The following is a 21,816-nucleotide window of genomic DNA, read 5'->3' as shown; positions in this document are numbered from 1 at the left end:
CGCTTCATGCGCGGTATCTAGTTACCTTACTTAAATTTATATATTAGTTACCAGGAGACCAACTCCGATCATTCTCTTGCCGTTCTTCTAGTCGAAGCTCACTATTATATCCAAGCACGTGTCGGATAAAAGTAATAAGTTTCATAAGAATATTTTGTTGATTCGCTTCTAGAAGCTCGAATGCTTTAGTTACGTTTGGCATATCTGATAATTTTGTAAGATCAAAAGAAGTGATTGCTACTAAATCTCGAGATATATTTATTTTAATACAGGCCTCAATTGCATTCTCTTTAGGCCCTGCTGAATCATCTGTAGTCAGCGTTTCCCAGATGCCTTTAAATATAAGATTAACACTATTGTTATTATCAACTTCTAATTCTATTTTATACTCGGGTAAATCTGGACGCATCCATATAGGATATTCATCCTCTAAATATAATAATGAGTCAACAATTTTGTTCATTGCAAATTGAACACCGTCTCGGTTCTGCAATATCATATTTAAAATTTTATTTTGAAATGCTAAATCTTGAATGCCTCTATTATTTAAACAACGACGAAAACTCTCTAAAGTTATTTTAGCATTTTCGATTCTCAATTCTGGAAATACTGCATAGCTCCTATCACGACCAATTTCTTTCTCATCTTTAGCATCAAAGATAGAAATTGAATCTTTTTTCTTAGATTCACAAATAATTGAATTTATCTTTTTAATTTTTGTAAAGAAACCCAAACCATTTGTAGCGTATTCTAGATTTACTTTAGCCATATTTTTTCTCAATTAAAACAGTAATATAGCGTATCTCCTATTTTGCATTTTACTAAAAAGGAGTAGGAATAGAACAATTTTTTTATACTTATTGCGCGATTATAACCTTATTTTATTAATTATGATACAAACACCGCCCCTACTCGCCTCTGTTGTGGACTTGTTTGGCAGTGTTTAACGGAAAAAAATGAGTTTAAATGTCTAGCCTAGTGAAATATATTGATTAATCACCTTATTAAGCTTCAATATCTTCTATAATATAAAAGGAGGAATTGATGCATTGTTTATCTAACTCATTGCTAGGGAAATAAATGATTTCTATATCAGGATATGCATTACGAGAAAAAATGAGGCATAACCATAATATTGATACCTATTATGCCTTGCGACTAAAGGATAGTCGCAGAGTTCTTCTCAAAACACCAAGCAAACATCACCCTAGCTCGGAAAATTTGGCTATTTTGCAACATGAGTATTATTTACTTAATATGATTGAAGCCCCCACTATTATTAAGGCTTACGATTTTCTGCAAAATTTGCAAACACCTGTTTTAATTCTGGAAGATGTAAAAGGACAATTATTAACTTCATACCTTCTTATGCATCAATTGGATATTGAGAGCTTTTTGATTTTAGCATTGCAACTTGTTGATATTGTAGGAGAATTGCATCAGCGTCACATTATACACAAAGAAATAAAACCATCTAATATAGTTATTGATCCTGAAAAACTGAACCTTAAATTGGTTGACTTAAGCACCTCTTCCAAGTTGACAGAAGAAACGTTTGATTATCTAAAACTGGGATCATTTGAAGAAGACTTGGCCTATATTTCACCAGAGCAAACAGGACGTATTAACCGCCCTGTTGACTATCGTACTGATTTTTATTCACTAGGTATCACGTTTTATGAAATGTTGACGAATCAATTGCCCTTTCAAACAGTGGACACTCTTGAATTGGTACATTGTCATATCGCCAAAAAACCACCAACAGTATTAGAAGTTAGGCCTGATGCACCCAGAATGTTGGATGCAATTATCGATAAATTGCTATGTAAAATGCCAGAAGATCGCTATTCCAGTATTATAGGTTTAAAATCAGATCTTAAGGAATGTTTAAATCAATGGCAACAAAAGGGCTCAATTAATGAGTTTACCCTTGGACGAAACGATATTCGCGATCATTTAAGTATTTCTCGTAATTTATATGGCCGAGAACTACAAGTAGATAAATTAATCAAAGCATTTAATCGGATAAGCCAAGGGAGCAAAGAAATAATTTTCATAGCAGGTTACTCCGGCATCGGAAAAACCTCATTAGTGAAAGAAGTACATAAGCCTATTGTTCAACATAGAGCTTATTACATTCAGGGTAAATTTGATCAATTACAACGAAGTATTCCTTATGGCGCAATTGTAGCTGCATTCAAAAACCTTGTAAAACAAGTCCTGTCAGAGAGTGAAGACAAATTAGAAAAACTAAAAAAATTGCTGATACATTCTTTAGGTAACATAGGACAGGTTGTCATTGATGTGATTCCAGAAGTTGAACTCATCATAGGCAAACAGCCACCGGTACTTCCATTGAGCCCTGTAGAAACACAAATTCGTTTTAATTTGGCATTTCAAAATTTTGTACGAGTCTTTGCTCAAGCAGAGCATCCACTGGTTATGTTTCTAGATGATCTACAATGGGCAGATAATTCTTCACTTAATTTTATTGAAAATCTATTACAGGATCGTGAAACGAATTACTTACTAATTATTGGTGCTTATCGTGATAATGAAATCAATGAGAGTCATCCCTTACAGTTAAGTATTAATAACTTAAATAAAAATAAAGTGAATTTAAATACATTAACCCTAAAGCCACTACGCTTAAATAACATTCAGGCTCTTCTAGTCGATACACTATCCAGTTCACAAAAAAAAGTCCAAGATTTGGCTAAATGTATTTTTGATAAAACTCATGGCAATCCATTTTTTATTAATGAATTTCTAAAAATAATATATCAACAAAATTTATTGACCTTCTCTTATGAGCATGGTGCTTGGGAATGGGATTTAATAAAAATTCAACAACAAAGTGCAACGGATAATGTAATTGATCTGTTAACCATCAAAATTCATTTACTCCCCAAACCTACACAAGAAATTTTAAAATTAGGTTCATGTTTTGGATATCAGTTCAATTTTCAAACCTTACAAATTATCAACAGTCACTCAATGAGTCAAATTGCAGAACATTTATGGCATGCAATTAAAGCAAACCTAATCTACCCTGTTGAAGAAGCTTATAAAACATCGGGTTTGATGGGATTACATGAAAGCATTACGGAATTTACTGACACGTCACTGCATTATATTTTTGTTCATGACAGAGTTCAGCAAGCAGCTTATCAACTGATTAAGGAACAAGAAAGACCAAATATTCATTTAAAAATAGGCAGATTGTTATTAAAAGATAGGCCGCTTGTAGAACACGATGAACGCCTATTTGATATATTAAAACATTTTAACCAGAGTATTTCATTAATTCATAAATCGAGTGAACGATTGAAGTTGGCTCAATATAATTTATGGGCAGGACAAAAAGCAAAATTAGCATCCGCTTATGATGTCGCTGATGAACATCTATCTGTAGGTGTTGAACTGTTAAAACCATATCATTGGGAAAAAAATTATAATCTGATATTCCAACTTTTTAAAGAATTTGCAGTGTGCAGGTATTTAATTGGGGATTTTAAAACTGCAGATAAATATTTCAGCGAGCTCTTAACACATGCAAATGGTGCTTTGGATAAAATTGAAATTTATCGTTTGAAAATTGAGATGCTCTCTGCGCTCGGAAAGCATGCCGAGGCCTTAAAGATGGGATTAAGTGCATTACGAAGTTTTGGCGTAAAGATACCGAAGAAGCCAAATTTAATACATATATTACTCTCTATCTATAAAGTTAAATTTCAATTGAGACGCACTAAAATTGAAAATCTAAGATTACCCCTGATGACTGATTTAAAGCAGATTGCAATAGTGAATTTAATTACCCAATTGCTCAATAATGCATTCATCACGAATCAGAAATTTTTTGTAATCCTGACCTGCAAAAACATGCTCTTAAGCTTAAAATATGGATATACTGAAAGCACCTCAATGTCCATTCCAGTTTATGCCTTTATTATTATGCATTCCCTGAATTTGTATGATGATGCAATATCCCTTATCGCGCTTTATAACCGGTTAAAGCAAGAATATGGTGCGTCAAATTTTGAGGGTAAAAATCAATTTGTACTGGGTACTTTTATTGAGCCCTATCAAAAGTCACTTAACTCATGCAATAACACAGTTATTAAAGCATTTAAGCTGTGTTGTGAAGTGGGTGACTTAATATACAGTAACTACAGTAACTTGCTCTTGATACTTCATGCACTTTCAGCAGGTAAAAAATTAGACGAAACTAAAAAGAATATAAAATCCGCTTTATCCTTTGTGTCACGTATGAAAATATCGGATTTTGTTAATGTAACTACATTTTGGGATTATTTAACACAATGTTTAGAAAAACCTGGTTTTACAAAAATTAAGCAATTATCATTATTTGAAAAAAATATTATCAATGGAAAAAATAAAACCGAATTAAGCTTTTTCTATAGTTCTTTGACCCAATTACATTTTCTATTAGGGAATTTTGCTGAGGCAGTCAAGGCAGGGAATAACCATGAGCTCTATTCAGAATATGATAAAGGCTTAATTAGCCATTTGGACGGTAAATTTTTCTATGCGCTATCATTATTAGCTATATTACCCAAACTACCCAAATCAAAATATCGGCTTTATTTAAAAAAAATAAATCGACTTAAAGCGTTCATCACAAAATATGAAACGTGGTGTCCGGGAAACTTTAAAGCTTATTCTTTAATTATCAATGCTGAATTGATGAGTTTGAGAAGCCAAAATGAGAGTGTTTTACTACTTTATGAACAAGCAATCGAAGCAGCCCTTGCAAGCGAGTTAGTTTTAATTGCGGCAATTGCTAATGAACGCGCTGCTTACTACTGCAATAAAATCAAGATAGATAATGTCGCAAAAACTTATTTGTCTCATGCCCATCAATATTTCAAGGATTGGGGCGCAAATACAAAAGTTAAACTTTTAGAACAGTCTTCCCAGTCAACAACGTTAATTAACAACCATCCTGATCTACAAGTTAATACACCAACTTTAGATATGTTGGCCGTTTTAAAATTTAATCAACTGATATCGAGTGAAATTCGCCTGGATAAACTACTGCAAAAGCTCTTAGTGATTGTATTAGAAAATGCTGGTGCACAACGCGGTATCATTTTAACACAAGCCAATGATAAGTGGGTGGTTGAAGCAGAAGGAAATTTAGATCATCAAATTATTTATCTCAATACTCCAACGGATGAGGAACGTATTATAAAATATCCTATTTCAATTCTTAATTATGTTCAACGTACCCAAAAGGCAATTATTTTAAATGATGCCATTCAATCAGAACTAACTTTTCAAGATGAATATGTTCAACAAGAAAATCCCAGGTCTCTTTTAATGATGCCCTTATTTTATAAGAGCCAATTATGTCGAATTTTGTATTTAGAGAACAACAGCAGTAGTTACACCTTTACCCCAAGCCATTTAGATAACTTACAATTACTCGTTTCACAAGCAATGATTTCACTTGAGAATGCAAAACTTTATTATCAGGCTACTCATGATCCATTGACGGGATTAGCAAATCGAAATTTGCTCTATGAAATATTTCAACAAAATTCAAATCAAGTCATGAAGTTTCAGGGTAAGATTGCTTTATTATTTTTAGATATAGACTATTTTAAGGTAATTAATGATACTTTAGGACATGATAATGGGGATAAGTTGCTGATTCATGTTGCAAAAACAATCACTTCATGTCTACGTGAGTTTGATATTGCTGCACGAATAGGTGGGGATGAATTTACAATTATCCTGTTCAATATAAACTCCAAAGATCAAATTACAGCAATAGTTGAGCGATTGCTCTCAGATATAACCAAACCAGTTCCTATAGGTGAACATTTAATTCAAATCGCATCCAGTATGGGTATAAGTATTTATCCTGATGATGGGAAAAATATTGAAACCTTGCTTAAACTGGCTGATACAGCTCTTTATCAAGCAAAAGAGAAAGGTAGAAACCAATTTCATTATTACTCTAACGAACTCTATGAGGAATATCAACAAACACATGGATTGGGTAAAGAGTTACAACGTGCTTATGACAAACAAGAGTTCTTCATAATGTATCAACCATTTTATGAAGCAAGCACTGACAACATAATTGGCCTTGAAGCTTTGTTACGTTGGAATCATCCGGAAAAAGGTATCTTAGATGCTTCTAAATTTATCCCCAATTTAGAAAAAAGCTCATTATTAATTCCAGTCAGTGAATGGATTATAAAAAATGTATGTCGCCAAGCAAAAAGCTGGAAAGATAAAAAAATACTATCTGGCCCTATTGCAATTAATATATCTACGGTTCAATTTATTCGACACTCATTGAGTAAAATAATTGCTGATTCCCTTGCTGAAAATCAACTCGATGCATCGTCTATTGAGTTGGAAATAACAGAATCAATTTTTATTGAATATAGTGATAAATTGTATAAGGAACTTAATTTACTAGAAGAAATGGATATAAGTTTAGTGATTGATGATTTCGGCACTGGTTATTCCAGCTTATCTTATTTAAAACATTTACCTGTAAAAAAAATAAAAATTGATAAAATGTTTATTAGCAATTGTCATAATGATTATTTAGACCAAACGATTATTAAGGCAATTGCAACAATAGCTCATAAGTTAAATATAATGGTTGTTGCTGAAGGTGTTGAGAATAAGCTGCAGCTTGAATTCTTACGAGAACAGGGTATTGATGGAGTCCAGGGTTATTATTATTCCATACCACTGTCTGTAGACGAATGCGAAATGCACTTGGTAAACCAAAAAATTAAAAACGATAAATAGATGAGCCATTTATTACTTCCCTCTTGTGGCTCAAAAAGGAATTTTTTTTATCACATTTATTTCATATATTTTTTACAAAAATCATTTGGAGCATCTATACTTACCAATGATTTTAACATTTTAACTAAGGAAGGGACATATCATGTATAAAAAAATTATACAAGCTGCTGCATTTACATTTACGTTAGCACTTAGCCCAGTAGTATTAGCTCATTCTGGAGGGTGCGGGGAAGGATTGAAAAAAATGGTTGAATCACTAAAACTTGATGACAGCCAAAAATCTAAAATAAAACCTATCTTAGAACAACTTAAATCAACAATGAAAAATGATGTTACTCAAATGCGGGATATAAGCCAGCAACTCAATCAACAAGCTGAATCAGCTAATATGGATCAATCAACTGTGGACAGTTTAGTTGATAAGAAGACCAAACTGATTGGTGATATGATCAAAGCTAAAATTACAGCCAAAAATCAAATTTATGCAGTACTTAACCCACAACAAAAAACAGAGCTTCAAAATAAATGGAAAAAAGTGGAAGAAAAAATGGCAGAAAAATTTAAAGCCTGCCATGACGAATAAACGAAGTATCTAATTTTAATTCAGGAACAACAATTATTGTTCCTGAATTCCTAATAGAAGCAGGTATGCAATGTTATTAAAAGAATATCTTCGTTGTGATGCAACTGAACTGGCAAAACGAATTAAAACACGCGAAATTAGTCCCCATGAAGCCCTGAACTGTGCTCTTTCACGAATAAACGAGGTCAACACAACACTTAATGCTGTAGTGACTGATTGTTCCGATTTTGCTAAAAAATGTCTCGCTAACCTTCAGGGTAATGAGCCATATTATGGTGTTCCTTTATTAATTAAGGATTTAGGACACTGGATTTCTGGGATTCGAAGTACAGAAGGATCTCGTTTTTTTGCTCACAATATTGCTCCAATCACTAGTGATTTAGTGAGTAAAATGATTGCATTAGGCTTTATTCCCATTGCAAAAACAAATGCACCAGAGCTGGGTCTTTCCTATGTTACTGAGTCGGCTTTATTAGGACCCTGCCGTAATCCTTATGACCTTAATAGAACTCCAGGGGGCTCTTCAGGCGGTTCAGCTGCTGCAATTGCTGCAGGTATTGCTCCTGTCTCGACAGCAAGTGATGGTGGTGGATCCATTAGGATTCCTGCTGCATGTTGTGGTTTATTTGGTTTTAAACCGACTACGGGCATAACTCCAACTGGCCCTTTGACTAATGAATTATGGTCTGGTTTGGCAGTAAATTTTGTCTTAACTCGTTCCCTTCGCGATTCAGAGGCATTATTTCATAAGCTGGCCGATCAATCTCGAGTACACCCTCTTCGTCCGAATAAAAAATTAAATATCCTTTATTTAGATGGAATTTTTACACCGGTCCCTGTCGCTTCTCCTTGTCTTGAGGCAGTAAACAAAGTTGAAGAATTATTAAAAAATATGGGGCATACAATACAGAGGAACTATTTGGCGCTGGACCTTAAAGCAATCGGTGATTGTGCTATTACACTTATTGCTGCAAATACCTATACAGTTATTAAACTCCAAGAAGTTCAATTAAGAAAAAAAGTGACACCTGATGAGCTTGAACCAGTGACATGGGAGTTTTATCAACGAGGAAAAGCCCTTTCAGCTTATTCGTATCTCACTGCAAAGAACCGTTTATATCAGCTCACTCAACCCCTCCATCAGTTTTTAAATCAAACGGATGTATTATTATCCCCTGCTTTAGCTCAGCTTCCATTATTTATAGGTGAACTAAGCACTAATGAGGCATTCGATCTTTATTTACAAAGGAACGTTGAATTTTCTCCATTTACTTCCTTATTTAACCAAGCTGGCTTACCGGCCATGACTCTTCCAGTTATGTTTCATAATCAACTTCCAATATCAGTACAAATGGGGGCTGCTCAAGGAAATGACTTGCTGTTATACTCTTTGGCAAAAGAATTGCAGCCCATGTTACCAAATTTTAGTCAATCAGTGCCTTTAACATAAGACAATTAATTAGCCATGCAAAAGAATCAAGACACATTAATAGAATTTCATACTGCACTACCTCCCGATATAGAAGAAATTATGAGAAAAGATCTTGTCGCCTATGAAACCAGCCACGGAATTGATGTCAATTACAAACCATTCTGTTTGATTTTAAAAGATGAAGCTCAAAATGCATGCGGTGTTCTCAATGCTTTTACAGCATTTGCAGAAATTTACGTTGATGACATGTGGGTACACCAAAAGCATCGTGGCAAAGGCTATGGGAAAATGCTGCTGCAAAACCTTGAAGATCGATTTGAGGGAAAAGGATTTAACAATATCAATTTAGTAACCAATGCATTTCAAGCCCCTGAATTTTATAAAAAATGTGGTTTCCAAATTGAATTTATCAGGGTAAATAATAAAAATCCCAAGCTGACGAAAACATTTTTCATCAAATATTTTAAAAATGAAATTCAACAGCAAGGAATATTAGATAAAGAATAAGTTTAAGCTAACCATTGACAGGGTATGTTTGTTTCATCATGGCGAGACACGAAGCCTGGGTGAAGGCAAAGCCGTAACCCGGGATCAAAACTATATGTAGACACCGGATCCCGGGTTACGCTTTCGCTTCACCCAGGCTACAATGCCATTGCGTGAACATTTACAGTTTAAGAGCCCTTATAGTGCAGGGCTCTTAGAAGGATATTAATTATTATTTAGGAAATTTAGGAAATTGGTTTGGCATTGGATTGCCTTTACCTATATTTTGAATATTAATGTCTTTAACACCACTTTTTTCAGCCATACCACCTACCTTTGGCATATTGCTCTCAGAGGTCATATGTGGCTTTGCGGCATTGGGACTCATGGGAGCATTATGACTCATGGGTGTTGAGGAATGCATTATAGTTGGTTTGGATTCAGGTCTTTTAACTTCGTGTTGCCCTTTGACGGCAGAGGCTGTTTGAGCAGCTACCTTAGTACTTTTTTTCATACTTGCCATTTTTGAAGTTGCAGACACTTTTTTAGCAGCAGGTGTTGCAGATTTTTTCATGGGTGAAGATGTTTTCTTAGCAGTAGATACTGTAGATTTTTTCACAGGTGATGTTTTCTTAGCAGTAGATGCCGCAGATTTTTTCACAGGTGAAGATGCTTTCTTAGCAGTAGATGCCGCTTTTTTCACGGGTGAAGATACTTTCTTAGCAGTAGATGCCGCTTTTTTCACGGGTGAAGATGCTTTCTTAGCAGCAGGTGCTGCTTTTTTTGCCGCCAAAGATGCTTTTTTCACAGTAGATGCTGCTTTTTTTGCTGATGTAGATGCTTTTTTAGCTGCAGTCTTAGCTGTTGTAGCAGTTTTTTTAATACTTTTTGCCATAAAAGATGACGTTTCATCCATCATTTTTTTTGCGCTTTGATCCAGATTATGAGGAAGATTTCCCCAATGACTCTCAAGAATCTTGAAGGTTTCTCTCATGTAATTCAGAGTCATATGGCTATTTTGGATAAAGAGATCCATATTTTTTTCAAAAAATTCTTCTGGTCTTTTTATATTGAATAAGTCCATTGGTTTTATTAAAGACAAGTTCTGCATCATTTTAACGTTGAGTTCCATTAATTTTTGCATGGGAGCATCAAAATTATTAAACATTTTTTGCTCAAAAAATTGGTTCTTCATAGTATCTCCTTATGTTGCATTGCACAATTAAGATTAGTTATTATTAGTTCATTTGTCAAATAAGTCATTTTAGATTCACATAGTTATGCCGGGATTTACAATGTCCTCTTTTCTATTTTTAGGGTTTATTTTTCCACTATCTCCAAAAAATCCGAGTGTACTGGAAATAGAAGATTCAGTTAGACTCTTGGGCGGACTGTTAAAGGATTCATCATCCAACTCTGAGTAAGACAAGAGCTTTTTTTCTTTCAATTTGATAGAAATAATACCTAAATCCACTTCTTCGATATAAAAGAAATCGTGATATTCACTTTTTCTTATATATTCTGCGAACGAATTAAGCTGACCCGATTTGGATGAGACCAAATCAATATTTGCTCCTCGCATAATTAAAAAAATACCTAAATTAAAATGGCTATGCTCTAGAGCCGTAATAAGTATTGGGTCAAGATTTATTGAGAAAAGTATCTCTTGCTCACTTTTTTGTTTAACCGTGTGGTTAAAGTAAAGCTGTAATAGCAATTCTACAGTCGGTAAGAATCCCTTCTCTGCAGCTGTATTTAATAAAGATTGACAGTCAAGCTGTTCGAAAGAGGGGAAAATATCAAGCTCCATAATTCCTTTAATTAATTGCGTATTACCTAATTTTACAGCTTCTTTTAATAACTTAAATTTATACTTTTCCGTAAAAAATTTATGCCTTTCATCCTGCGTAATTTGTTTTATGATTACTTTTATTGCCTCAAGATTCTCAATTTTCAAAGCACAAAGTATGGCTTCTTTTTTATCATCGACATTGAGTGTCTTTTGCTTCAATAATAGCGTTAAAATATCCATATCAGACTGTCTGCAGGCAAGATATAAAGCTGGAACTCTTGCTTTCAACCCTCCTTTAGCTTTTTGTGCTCTTTTTACTACGGCTCCTTCCTTCAATAAAAGTTCAGTTGTTTTAAAATGGCTGTTTTTGACAGCAAGTTCCAGGGATGAAAGGCCATCTACTTGTTTTCGGATATCTGCACCTGAAGTAAGAAGCAGTTTGACTTGGTCCGTCTTACCTAGTTGGGAAGCGACCATAAGGGCTGTCCAATTTTTTGAATTAGCTGCATCTACATCCCCCAGAACTTGAATCAATTGCTCAAGCTCATGTAATTCCTGATAAACAACTGAAAAGTGCAGTGTAATTTGTTCTGGTGGTAAGCTTAAAACGGACATACGTTTGTTTTTAAATTCAGCGTTAACTATTTTTTTAGATAAAAGAAAATGTAAATAATTTCGAGTAGCATGCAATGCTTTTTCATAGGCATCGCTTTGATCCATGCACAGCCATTTGTACATCATTTTATCTTCTTCTAATGCTTTTACTAATCCAGGCTCACCTCCAATTAATTCACGACATAATGGCAATTTGAATACTTCAAAAATTTCAAAAAAAGAATGTCCGCCACTGTTGTATACCATCAGAGCAGAAAAAACTGTCATATTTTTTTGAAAGTGACCTTTATAATAAACATGACCTAATCGTTTTTCTAAAATCATATTTCTAATTTGTGCCAGTGTAGTGCTGGAAATACCATTAGAATACAATTGAGTCATTCGTGAAAATAAAAGCTGTGTCCATCGGCTTTCTATCATGAACGTCGCTTGGTCTGCAGAACGTTGAAAAGGTGATGCTGTTTGTTCTTTTGTCTTCTCGTCATATTGAGAATCCACGGCATTAGCCACATCATAATACATTGGAAGTGGTGAAATGGATTTCATTAATCCTTTTGCTGTTGTTCGTACTTTATCATGCTCTTTTTTTATTATTCTTCCTCTTCCGTCCATGCCCATAGTAAAAACACTATCACTGTAAATATCTGCTGGCATTGTTTGATCGATTTGGGTATTTAATGTTGAAAGACTGGTACTGCGTGCAAGTTCCAACAAATTTTTGCACGCTTTTTTAGATAATCCATAGAAACTATTCTTGGCAAGCATAGAGATGATTTGTGCATATTCAGTTTCATACTTATTAAGTATTGTATCCATTTCCCCCTTAAGGATTTTTTCTGCTTTTTTAATATGAGTATCATCAGGAGCAGGTAAAGAATATAATCGTTTTCTTAAATTTTGCGTAAACTCAACTAATTCGTTTTGATTGAGCTCTTCTGCGTTATTCTGAAGAAGATAATAAGCGAGCTGTGTTTCAAAATAACGTCGCGTGGGGTCTTCATTAATGGTGATAGGATCCGATTTGACATTATATTTTTTAGATACCAAAATCTCCTGGATTTCTTTAATAAAGCGAAGATCCTCTTTTGACTTGATGCCTTCAATATAAAGCAAATTTAATTGATCGATTATTGTTGAATCAACATTTGCTTGAATACACGCATCCATTACAAGTAATAAACTTTCTCCAATCGATAAAACAACTTCACCGCCAGATCTATTTTCAAGTATGTACTGAATTAAGTATTTTTTTATTAATTCTATAGAAATGCTCATAATAATCGTCCTTAATTTTTATGAGTAATCTTCCAATATACTGTGTAATTATTCTTGCTTCAACTTGGATGTATTTAGTGTTTTTTTATTCTAGACTGAATTTGCTGTAGCAACTGTCTTGAAAAAACTTTCAAGACAGTTGCTACATCTTATTATGCTACATAGCCACTATATGTATGAATACGATAGCACTTATATACTTTTTTTGCTTAAAGCACACTTTTTGTGAAAAAAGCGATAGCATAATTCCTGTTTTTTCAGGTAGGATGAATAGGATTTTTATTGTTATTTTTTCAAGGAGAGAATTGTGGGCAAACTTACTGTTGATGGAATGACCGCTGTTGAAAAGGCAAAAAAAGATCGAGCGGAAGCGTTAAAATCACTGACATCCAAACCATTTAGCTTAAATGATGAGGAACAACAAGCTGCATTAAAAAAATACATCAATGACTTCGAGTACAATGCGAATCTAATGTATCTTTTCCAGGGAATGAGTACAGGACTAACAGCTTGGGGTGGTTCTTGGCTTGCCGGATTTCTTTTACCAATCCCTGAATTTGCTAAGTACTTCCTAAGTATGTTTCTTTATTGTGGAGCTGCTGGTTATATTCTCCAAAATTTTAGTATTGCTGACTTCCATAACCAACTCGATGAGATGAAAGTGCTTTACAACTGGTGCTTGAAAAAAAATCAACCTGAATATGATGGCTCTACGGATAATACTGCCGTCCTTTCAAACACAGATATTCAGCGTATGGTGAAATTAATGGCTCCACTCTGCTCTACTGAGTTTATGTTGGCATGGAAAAAAGTAACAGAAACAGAAGAAACTAAAACTTCGATTTGGAGCGGTTTCTCTTATGCCTACTCCCTCTTTTCATCACCTAAATCTGATGTGGATCTTAATCGACTTCAAGATTTAAAAGCCAGTGTAGAACGTCGAGAGCTTGATGTGGGTATATATAAAGGAGTAGAAAGTGCTATTCGTTACTTCGCGACAGATCCTCATTTCAGAGAGCTTTTAATTGCCAAAGTACAACAACCCGTGGAGCAAATAAAAGGTATGTTGCCTTCGGTCCTTACTCTAGGACACTCGAAGTCTGAGTAACCTATGTGATATGAACAGACGTAAGCTGGGCTTAACAGCCCAGACTACGATGTTTTTCGGATGGTGTTAACCGTTTAGTGATGATAAGATTTTTGCGGTGAAGCTGCTTCTTAGGTAGAATCCACGCGGTAAGGTTTTGATTTTGTTTCCCTGAATATCATAGCCATAACATAAAGATTTTCCATTTGCACCCTTAGGTCTTACTTGCAAATACTCTCCATTTTTTGCATCCAGACTTTCAAGATATCCAGTACCGATTTGCAAGGATAGATAATTCCAGTCTTCTTCTAAAATACGCTCTTGTAATCTGTCTGGTGACCAGATAAACCCTTGTCCAACTCTTCTCTGTGGGTAAGGAATATCTGTATCTCCTTCTATTGGGATCCACAAAATTCGTCTTAATTTAAGATAGCATTGTGAGGTCTTCCATTCTTGTTTATGAATTGTAAGCAAAGGAATGGATGTAATGAACGTCGATTCTGTGGGTTTCCTGGAATTATTTAATGGGAGAGTTTTTAATTCAACCCCTAAACGCTCAAAGTCAGGTACTGATTTATTTTGGGCATCAGCACCTAATGCTAATTCTATTGCCTGACCAGCCCACCCTTTTCTTTGGTTGGGATTATCAGGAATAGATAAACTCAAACTTAAAGCGAGTTGTGCGAAACTAAGGCCAGCAATAGCAGAACAGCGTTCAAGCAATTCAGCCTCAGTTTTCGGTGGTCTGCTTTTTAGCACTGAGCTCTCCTTGTCCCTCTTTAATCTCAATGGAAATTGGTTCTATAGGAGGTTTAATATTTGCTGTTTTAAATTGGGTCATTATCGCGAACAATACTTTAGATTGTACTTCAATACGAGTGTGTATCTGGACGTTAATGAAATATCGAACCTCAAATTCGAGTAAGGCCTCATCAATTTTTTTAAGGAAAACCTGAGCAGGAGGATCCCCGACAATTTCTGGAGTCGTAGCCAAAATATCCTGTATCAATTGTTGGACCATCGCTGGATCATCAGAGCGACTAACTTTGATAGGAATAACTGTTCTGACAATGCCATCTTGATGTGTCCAGTTAGTAAATGGCTTATTAAATGTTTCTGCATTAGGGATTAACACTTCCATATTGTCCCATGAAGAAACTCTCATAGACCGAATACCAATGTGGGAAACACGTCCTTCATGCTCACCAACGGTCACTAAGTCACCCTCTCGTACGGGTCTTTCGACAAGCAGCATCAGACCACCGACAACGTTGCTGGCAAAATCACGTAAACCAAAGCCCATACCAACAGCAAGCCCTCCAATGATCATCGACATACCACTAAAATCAAATCCGAGCACATGTAGGGAAACAAAACCACCTAAAAGAACAATTGCATATTGGCTAAAAACCGAAAGGCTATTCCTTATCCCCGCATCTTTAGCATTTTTATACAACCAACGATAGCAAAACTCACGCGTCCATTTAGAAGCCCATACAAAAACTGCAAGCAGAATGCAAAATCCTATCGTGCTAGTAACCGTAATATGGATGCCAGGTATATTCACAATGGTATATTGAGCAAATTTTCCTAAATTCACCATAACCAACGAATCAGAATGCCAACCAAACAATTGGAACAGCACTAATATGCTTGCAACAAGTAGTAGAATCCGCAAAATTTTATCTAATGGTTTTAAAAATACTTCTATCCATAACCATCCATTACGCAATGAGGAAATCATTAATTCAGAAAACAACTCCAGGGCATCGAACAACAAGCCTCTTGCAAGTATATATCCTACAAGAACAAGCAAAGCATAGGCCTGATATTGACTCATACTCCATGCTAAATTGATAAATCCTAATAATCCGATTACAGCAGTAGTAAATAATGTTATAGGTACTAGAATAACCAATAAAGAAATGGCATGTATAACGTATCTTTTTTGGCTTTTTAATAAAGGACGAAGAAGATAAGGAATTACATCCTTACTTTTCCATATGACTAGGGATACTGTTAAAATAAAGAGCATAAATAAACGGTTAAATATGTCCTGGAGCAGTATCGATAAGGGTAATGAATGACTAAGGGTCATTAAAGCCGTTGTCCATCCACCAAATAGCAACAGCCATTTTAAACGGTAATAAAGTTTGACATCCTTACCTGATGAGTCAGTAATGCGTTCCAATAATACTAAGCGTGCTATCAAGATTATAATCTTAAAAGTAAACCACACTGCGATTAATTTAAATAACAGCTGGTAGTTGGAAAATGAAATATGTGTTACGAAGAGCAACGCCCATAGCATAGAGACGATACAAAAATAAGGTATATTTCTTTGCACTAAAACCAAAATACCATCGTAGAGGTACCCTGTTAAACGAGAGCGTTCTTTATCTCTACGTAGCGTCCTTAAAATACGGCTAATCATAAAGAAAAAACCCACAATAAAGACAAATCCACCCCATAGGAGCACCATGGATAAAGGACTTAACCATAAATAACTGTCGTAAACTTTTAAACTCAGAGTTTTGAGGTATTTATAAAATAAACCAGGAATAGCTGCAATTTTATTAAGGATAAATGGCCAACTGCTAATATTGTAATCGGCTAGAGTTTGTCGAGCAGACATTAACTTCTTAAGCTGAGCTTGATAGTCAGACAAATTCTTAATAAGAAGTTGTTTTTGTACGTTTGTCTCCTTAAGTTGCAGAGTTAAGGTTTCTTGTAATGATCTTATTGATTTTTTTAAATTAGGGGCACCAACAAGTTTCGTTTCATTATTCAGAAAATTGCTTATTTGTTGTATTGTTTTTTCAATCTTAGAATATTGATTTAATGCATCTTTATAAATATCTGTAATCAGTTGTAAATTCTTGGTATCGGGGTTTTTAAGATAAATAATATCAGCTCTTACGACGGTCTTCTGGATATTTAAAGCATTTAAATGATTTTGAATTGCTGCAATATTTTGATTGTTAATCAGTAACATTGCTTCATAATCTGCTGCAGATAGTGGTTTTAATGACTTAGAGCGTTTATCGGGTTGTTTTGGAGTATTGCTTTCATAAAGTACGGTTAAACGTTTATTAAGTTGCTCTCTCAATGACTTAATTCGTGCTAGCTTTTGTTCAAGAACAAAATTCGAATGCCAAATCTCCAAATGTCTTATCTCTTCATTGAGTGAAGATTGAAATTCTTTGGCAAGCTTTAGATTTTCAGTTATGAGCTGAGTGGTTTGTTTGTTGATATTCAGTAGATCTTCCACTTTTTTGACGCGCTCAGGAATCGTTGTATTTTCCTTTGCGATGGGCATCTGCTGGAGATGTTTTAAACGCTGATTTAAATTATTTTGTTCTTTATACTGATGATCCAGAAAATTTTCCAAGCTTTCAATCTTTACGCGGCTCATCGATAGTATTGCTGACACTTGCTTCATTTTGGCGTTAAACTCTGCCTCACTTTGAAGCTTTATTGGCTGCTTTGTTTCCTGAATAGAGGTTGTTAGATGTGTTTTTTCTTGAGTTAAATATTCAGTAAAGGTAGCTGATGTCTTTGTAGTAGCAGCCATAGCAAAGGAAGAGCAGAAAAGTAAGAAAAATAAAAAACTCAGATATTTTCGATTTTTAGTCAATGATTTCATTTTTATTAAGAAGGAATTATTGTTGCGAATACGGGGATCCCTCTCCAAATTGACTTGTATGTCAACTGGAGGGTAGATCCCTGGTTTCACAGGATTAGCCAATTTTTTTACGATGTTAGCAAGGCTTCTACCAAGTTTGTTATTTAGTCTGTGTAGTTGGAGCAAGTCTTATTCCTAATTCAGTTAATTGCGCATTACCTGTAGGTGATGGCGCGCTCGTTAAAAGACACGATGCTGTTTGAGTTTTAGGAAAAGCAATAACATCTCTAATTGACGTTGAATCTGTAAGTAACATGGCTAAACGATCGATGCCAAGAGCAATGCCGCCGTGTGGTGGTGCTCCATATTGTAAAGCATCCAATAAAAAGCCAAACTTTTCCTGAGCTTCTTGCTCATTGATTCCAAGCAACTCAAAAACCGCTTTTTGTAAATCGGATTGATGAATTCGTATGGATCCTCCTCCAATTTCGTAGCCATTAATTACAATATCATACGCTTTGGCCAAGGTTCGTGTAGGATTAGCACGCAAATTCTCAGGTGACAGATCTTTGGGAGAAGTAAATGGATGATGCATTGGATTTAATTTGCTGGCTTCATAATCCATTTCAAACATTGGCCAATCAACAATCCATAATAGTTCCCACCCATCTTTAAGCAGTTTTCTATCATGCCCCAATTTTATCCTTAATGCCCCCATAGCTTCATTAACAATATGGTTTCTATCAGCACCAAAGAAAATAACATCCCCTGTTTTAGCTTCTGTGCGTTGCAGAATCGCGAGTACTGCTTCTTCGGAGAGGAATTTTAAAATAGGTGATTGTAAGCCAGACATTCCTTCAGCCAGATTATTTACTTTAATGTAAGCAAGGCCTTTAGCACCATAAATACCGACAAAACGGCCATAATCATCCAAATCTTTTCTGCTTAGATCACAACCACCAGGAAGTCGTAATGCGATCACTCTGGATTCTGAATCATTTGCAGCAGTAGAAAATACTTTAAAATCACATTCTTTTACTATGTCAGCTACATCGATGAGTTCTAAAGGATTACGCAAGTCTGGTTTATCACTACCGAAACGCCGCATTGCTTCAGCATAAGGCATTCTATGTAACTTTTCAGGTAAATCCACATTAAGAATTTGTTTAAATACAGTTTTTAGCAATCCTTCAATGAGATTAAGTATGCTTTCTTCATCGATAAAAGACATCTCAATATCGAGTTGTGTAAATTCGGGCTGTCTGTCGGCGCGTAAATCTTCATCACGAAAACAACGAACGATTTGATAGTACTTGTCAAAACCAGAAATCATTAATAATTGTTTAAAAAGTTGCGGTGATTGAGGTAATGCATAAAAGGATCCCTGATGAACCCTAGAAGGTACCAAATAATCGCGTGCTCCCTCTGGGGTTGCTTTAGTCAGCATGGGTGTTTCAATATCAAGAAAATCTTTCTGATTAAGATATGTACGTATACAGCTATTTAACTGATGTCTTAGTGTCAGCTTATGCTTCATTGATGGACGACGCAAATCAATATAGCGATATTTATAGCGTAGATCTTCATTTACAACTTGGAAATCATCAGGCAAAAATGGCGGTGTAGGTGATTGATTAAGAATTTCAAGCTTAGTACCTATTACCTCAACTGTACCTGTAGCCATTGCAGGATTAATCATCCCTTCGGGTCTTTTACGTACTGTACCAGTAATGCGAACAACAAATTCGGAACGTAATTTTTCCGCATCAGAAAAAGATGCTTTATTTTCTGGTTCATATACTACTTGCAAGATACCTGAGCTATCACGTATATCAAGAAATATAACACCACCATGATCTCGACGATGATGTACCCAACCACATACAACAACTTCTTTACCTAAACTTGACTCATCGACGCCCAAACAGTAGTGTGTACGCATATAAAACCGCCTTTTTAAATTTTTACAAATTGTTTGCTAATGCTGCCTCGGATGCTGGCGGCATTACTCCTAAAGAAATTATAAATTTTAGTGCTTCATCAATACTCATATCTAACTCAATAACATCATTTCTAGGAAGCATCATAAGAAAACCTGAAGTGGGGTTAGGAGTAGTCGGTATAAATACAGAGATCAATTTTTCTTTTGTTATATTATTTATTTCTGTATTTGCTGTACCTGTTTGAAAAGCGATAGACCATAATCCCTTACGTGGGTACTCTATTAACACTACTTTTCGAAAAGCTTCACTGTTTGTTGACATTACGGTATGAATAACTTGTTTCACCGTTTTATAAATTGATCGGACTAGAGGAATTCTGACAAGAATGGACTCTCCCCATGCTACGAGCCGCTGTCCAAAATAATTGGTAGCAATTATTCCAGTAACGAGCAGAATAACCAGTGATAAGATAACTCCTAAACCTGGAATATAATGTCCAATTAATTGTTCCGGTTGATACGCCTTGGGGATTAAAGCCAATGTATTGTCAAGTAAGTCGATAATAAAGCGCAATACCCCTATAGTGATGAGTATGGGTAACCATACTACCAATCCAGCAAGTAAATAGCTTCTTAATGATATTGTTTTCACTTATTATCACCGTCTTGAGTAGTTTTTGATGAAGAGGTATCTTTTGTTTTATCTGTGCCAGCAGAATCATCATTTTTAGCTTTAGTTTCTGTAGATTGGCCGCTTTTATTTTTAAAATCTGTAGCATACCAACCCGTACCTTTAAGTTGAAAACCAGCAGCAGAGATAAGTTTCACCACTGTATTCTTATAGCATACAGGACATTGTTTGACAGGCTCATCACTGATTTTTTGCATTAAATCAAAGTGATGATTACAACTGGTGCATTGGTATTCATAAATTGGCATCGAAAACGACTCCATTAACTTCAGATAGTTCAATCTAACCAATTATTATAACTAACTCCGAAAGAATGAACAATATGTAAGCCCGGTGACAAAGGCATAGGTCTTTGAGTAATCTAAATTTTTATAAATATTTTTCGTCGGTATAAAAAGGCAGCGACTAGAAAATTTAAAAAAAGAAACAGTATAGCATAAAATAATCCTGCATTTTCTGGACTAAAACCTCCAAATAAATACTCCGAAATTGCTACACGCAAGACATCACTTGTTCCATTGGGCAAGGGAAAAATAAACATGGATTGGATTTTAAGTAAAATAACGTGAAAAATAAAAATAAATAGTGCATTCATGCCAAAAATTTTAAATGGAGTCGACCACTTCGTATAACCTAATACATCAATAACAAAAAAACATAAACCAAAAACTATAAGCGAAAAGCCACTACTCCATAATACAAAAGTGCTTGTCCAAATATTTTTAATAATGGGGAAGTCATAACTCCAAATCCAAGCTAAAAATAGAAAAATTAATCCCACAGAAATTAAGATCACACTTTTCTTTTGTTTACTGATTTTTGTCAATAGGAAATGTCCGGTAAGAAGCCCAGAAAGAGTTGTAGCGATTGCTGGGATAGTACTTAAAAAGCCTTCTGGATCATAATTCTTAAAAAATAAATGTCCAGGAGAAAATAGTTGACTGTCAACATAAGCCACCCAGTTGCTTGCCATACTTAATTGATCGGCTCCTGAACCAGGGAATGGAATCTGAGTTAGTAAAAACCAATAACCTATAAGAATACTCAAAAAGATAAGAACTTGTGTTCGAACGGATGTATGAAGATAGAGCATAGAGCAAATGAAATAACACACAGCAATACGTTGTAAAATTCCATAAAATCGCATGGTTGCAAAATCAATCTTCTTTGGAAAAACACTAAGGAAGATACCAATGACAATTAAAAGAAGAGTGCGAGTCAAAATACTCCTGTAAAGTTGCGCTTTACTCTCCGAATTGATATGTCTTTTTAGACTGATGACCGTTGTGATCCCTACAATAAACAAGAATGCAGGAAATACTAAATCAGCTAAATTACATCCAATCCAGTCGGCATGCGTTAATATAGGATAAGAAACTCGTGTTCCCAGGCTATTGACTAATACCATTAATGCCATTGTTAGGCCGCGAAAAACATCTAAAGATAAGATACGATTATTTTCGATTGTATTACTGCTCATAAAGAAAATG

The 21,816-nt window shown here is 35.0% G+C and carries 14 protein-coding genes; 5 read left to right on the top strand and 9 right to left on the bottom strand.

The window, feature by feature from the left end; all coding sequences use genetic code 11:
• Nucleotides 1–43 precede the first annotated feature (43 nt).
• Nucleotides 44–769, bottom strand: a complete 726-nt coding sequence (locus tag Lstg_RS10455; RefSeq protein ID WP_058477604.1) for a hypothetical protein — start codon at nucleotides 767–769, stop codon at nucleotides 44–46.
• Between the two features lie 311 nt (nucleotides 770–1,080).
• On the opposite strand from Lstg_RS10455, the gene Lstg_RS10450 reads away from it, so the two are divergent.
• From Lstg_RS10450 to Lstg_RS10435, 4 genes are all read left to right on the top strand, one after another.
• On the top strand, nucleotides 1,081–6,798 hold the full coding sequence (locus tag Lstg_RS10450) for an EAL domain-containing protein (RefSeq protein WP_058477603.1): 5,718 nt from the start codon (nucleotides 1,081–1,083) through the stop codon (nucleotides 6,796–6,798).
• A 142-nt stretch (nucleotides 6,799–6,940) separates the two neighbouring features.
• Nucleotides 6,941–7,381: a Spy/CpxP family protein refolding chaperone gene (locus Lstg_RS10445; protein ID WP_058477602.1), complete on the top strand. Its 441-nt coding sequence runs from the start codon at nucleotides 6,941–6,943 to the stop codon at nucleotides 7,379–7,381.
• A 70-nt stretch (nucleotides 7,382–7,451) separates the two neighbouring features.
• Nucleotides 7,452–8,831, top strand: coding sequence for an amidase (locus tag Lstg_RS10440; protein ID WP_058477601.1), 1,380 nt, complete (start codon nucleotides 7,452–7,454; stop codon nucleotides 8,829–8,831).
• Between the two features lie 15 nt (nucleotides 8,832–8,846).
• Nucleotides 8,847–9,320 (top strand): GNAT family N-acetyltransferase, encoded by a 474-nt coding sequence (locus Lstg_RS10435; RefSeq protein ID WP_058477600.1) that lies wholly within the window; start codon nucleotides 8,847–8,849, stop codon nucleotides 9,318–9,320.
• 211 nt (nucleotides 9,321–9,531) lie between these two features.
• On the opposite strand, the gene Lstg_RS10430 is transcribed toward Lstg_RS10435, so the two are convergent.
• Nucleotides 9,532–10,494 (bottom strand): hypothetical protein, encoded by a 963-nt coding sequence (locus tag Lstg_RS10430; RefSeq protein WP_058477599.1) that lies wholly within the window; start codon nucleotides 10,492–10,494, stop codon nucleotides 9,532–9,534.
• 75 nt (nucleotides 10,495–10,569) lie between these two features.
• Nucleotides 10,570–12,981, bottom strand: a complete 2,412-nt coding sequence (locus tag Lstg_RS10425) for an ankyrin repeat domain-containing protein (RefSeq protein ID WP_058477598.1) — start codon at nucleotides 12,979–12,981, stop codon at nucleotides 10,570–10,572.
• Between the two features lie 307 nt (nucleotides 12,982–13,288).
• Here Lstg_RS10425 and Lstg_RS10420 point away from each other — a divergent pair, with 307 nt between their 5' ends.
• The gene (locus tag Lstg_RS10420; RefSeq protein WP_058477597.1) at nucleotides 13,289–14,089 is read left to right on the top strand and encodes a hypothetical protein; all 801 of its coding nucleotides are present in this window, start codon (nucleotides 13,289–13,291) and stop codon (nucleotides 14,087–14,089) included.
• A gap of 66 nt (nucleotides 14,090–14,155) precedes the next feature.
• Here Lstg_RS10420 and mutH read toward each other — a convergent pair whose 3' ends face one another.
• The 6 genes from mutH to Lstg_RS10390 all read right to left on the bottom strand — a co-directional run bounded on the left by mutH (nucleotide 14,156) and on the right by Lstg_RS10390 (nucleotide 21,806).
• Nucleotides 14,156–14,827, bottom strand: coding sequence for a DNA mismatch repair endonuclease MutH (gene mutH, locus Lstg_RS10415; protein WP_238585410.1), 672 nt, complete (start codon nucleotides 14,825–14,827; stop codon nucleotides 14,156–14,158).
• Nucleotides 14,799–17,714 (bottom strand): mechanosensitive ion channel domain-containing protein, encoded by a 2,916-nt coding sequence (locus tag Lstg_RS10410; RefSeq protein WP_172462851.1) that lies wholly within the window; start codon nucleotides 17,712–17,714, stop codon nucleotides 14,799–14,801. Before Lstg_RS10410 ends, mutH begins: the two co-directional genes overlap by 29 nt.
• A gap of 139 nt (nucleotides 17,715–17,853) precedes the next feature.
• Nucleotides 17,854–19,635, bottom strand: coding sequence for an aspartate--tRNA ligase (gene aspS / locus Lstg_RS10405; RefSeq protein WP_058477594.1), 1,782 nt, complete (start codon nucleotides 19,633–19,635; stop codon nucleotides 17,854–17,856).
• Nucleotides 19,636–19,657: 22 nt separating this feature from the next.
• The gene (locus Lstg_RS10400) at nucleotides 19,658–20,287 is read right to left on the bottom strand and encodes a DUF502 domain-containing protein (protein ID WP_058477593.1); all 630 of its coding nucleotides are present in this window, start codon (nucleotides 20,285–20,287) and stop codon (nucleotides 19,658–19,660) included.
• Nucleotides 20,284–20,574: an FmdB family zinc ribbon protein gene (locus Lstg_RS10395; protein ID WP_058477592.1), complete on the bottom strand. Its 291-nt coding sequence runs from the start codon at nucleotides 20,572–20,574 to the stop codon at nucleotides 20,284–20,286. Before Lstg_RS10395 ends, Lstg_RS10400 begins: the two co-directional genes overlap by 4 nt.
• A gap of 113 nt (nucleotides 20,575–20,687) precedes the next feature.
• A complete protein-coding gene (locus Lstg_RS10390) occupies nucleotides 20,688–21,806 on the bottom strand; it encodes an acyltransferase family protein (protein WP_058477591.1) in 1,119 nt (372 codons plus the stop codon).
• Between the last annotated feature and the right edge of the window lie 10 nt (nucleotides 21,807–21,816).

The organism is Legionella steigerwaltii (genome assembly GCF_001468065.1).
Taxonomy (GTDB): Bacteria; Pseudomonadota; Gammaproteobacteria; order Legionellales; family Legionellaceae; genus Legionella; species Legionella steigerwaltii.
Note: the sequence above shows the minus strand (reverse complement) of the source record. Positions and strands in the feature narration are given on the sequence as shown.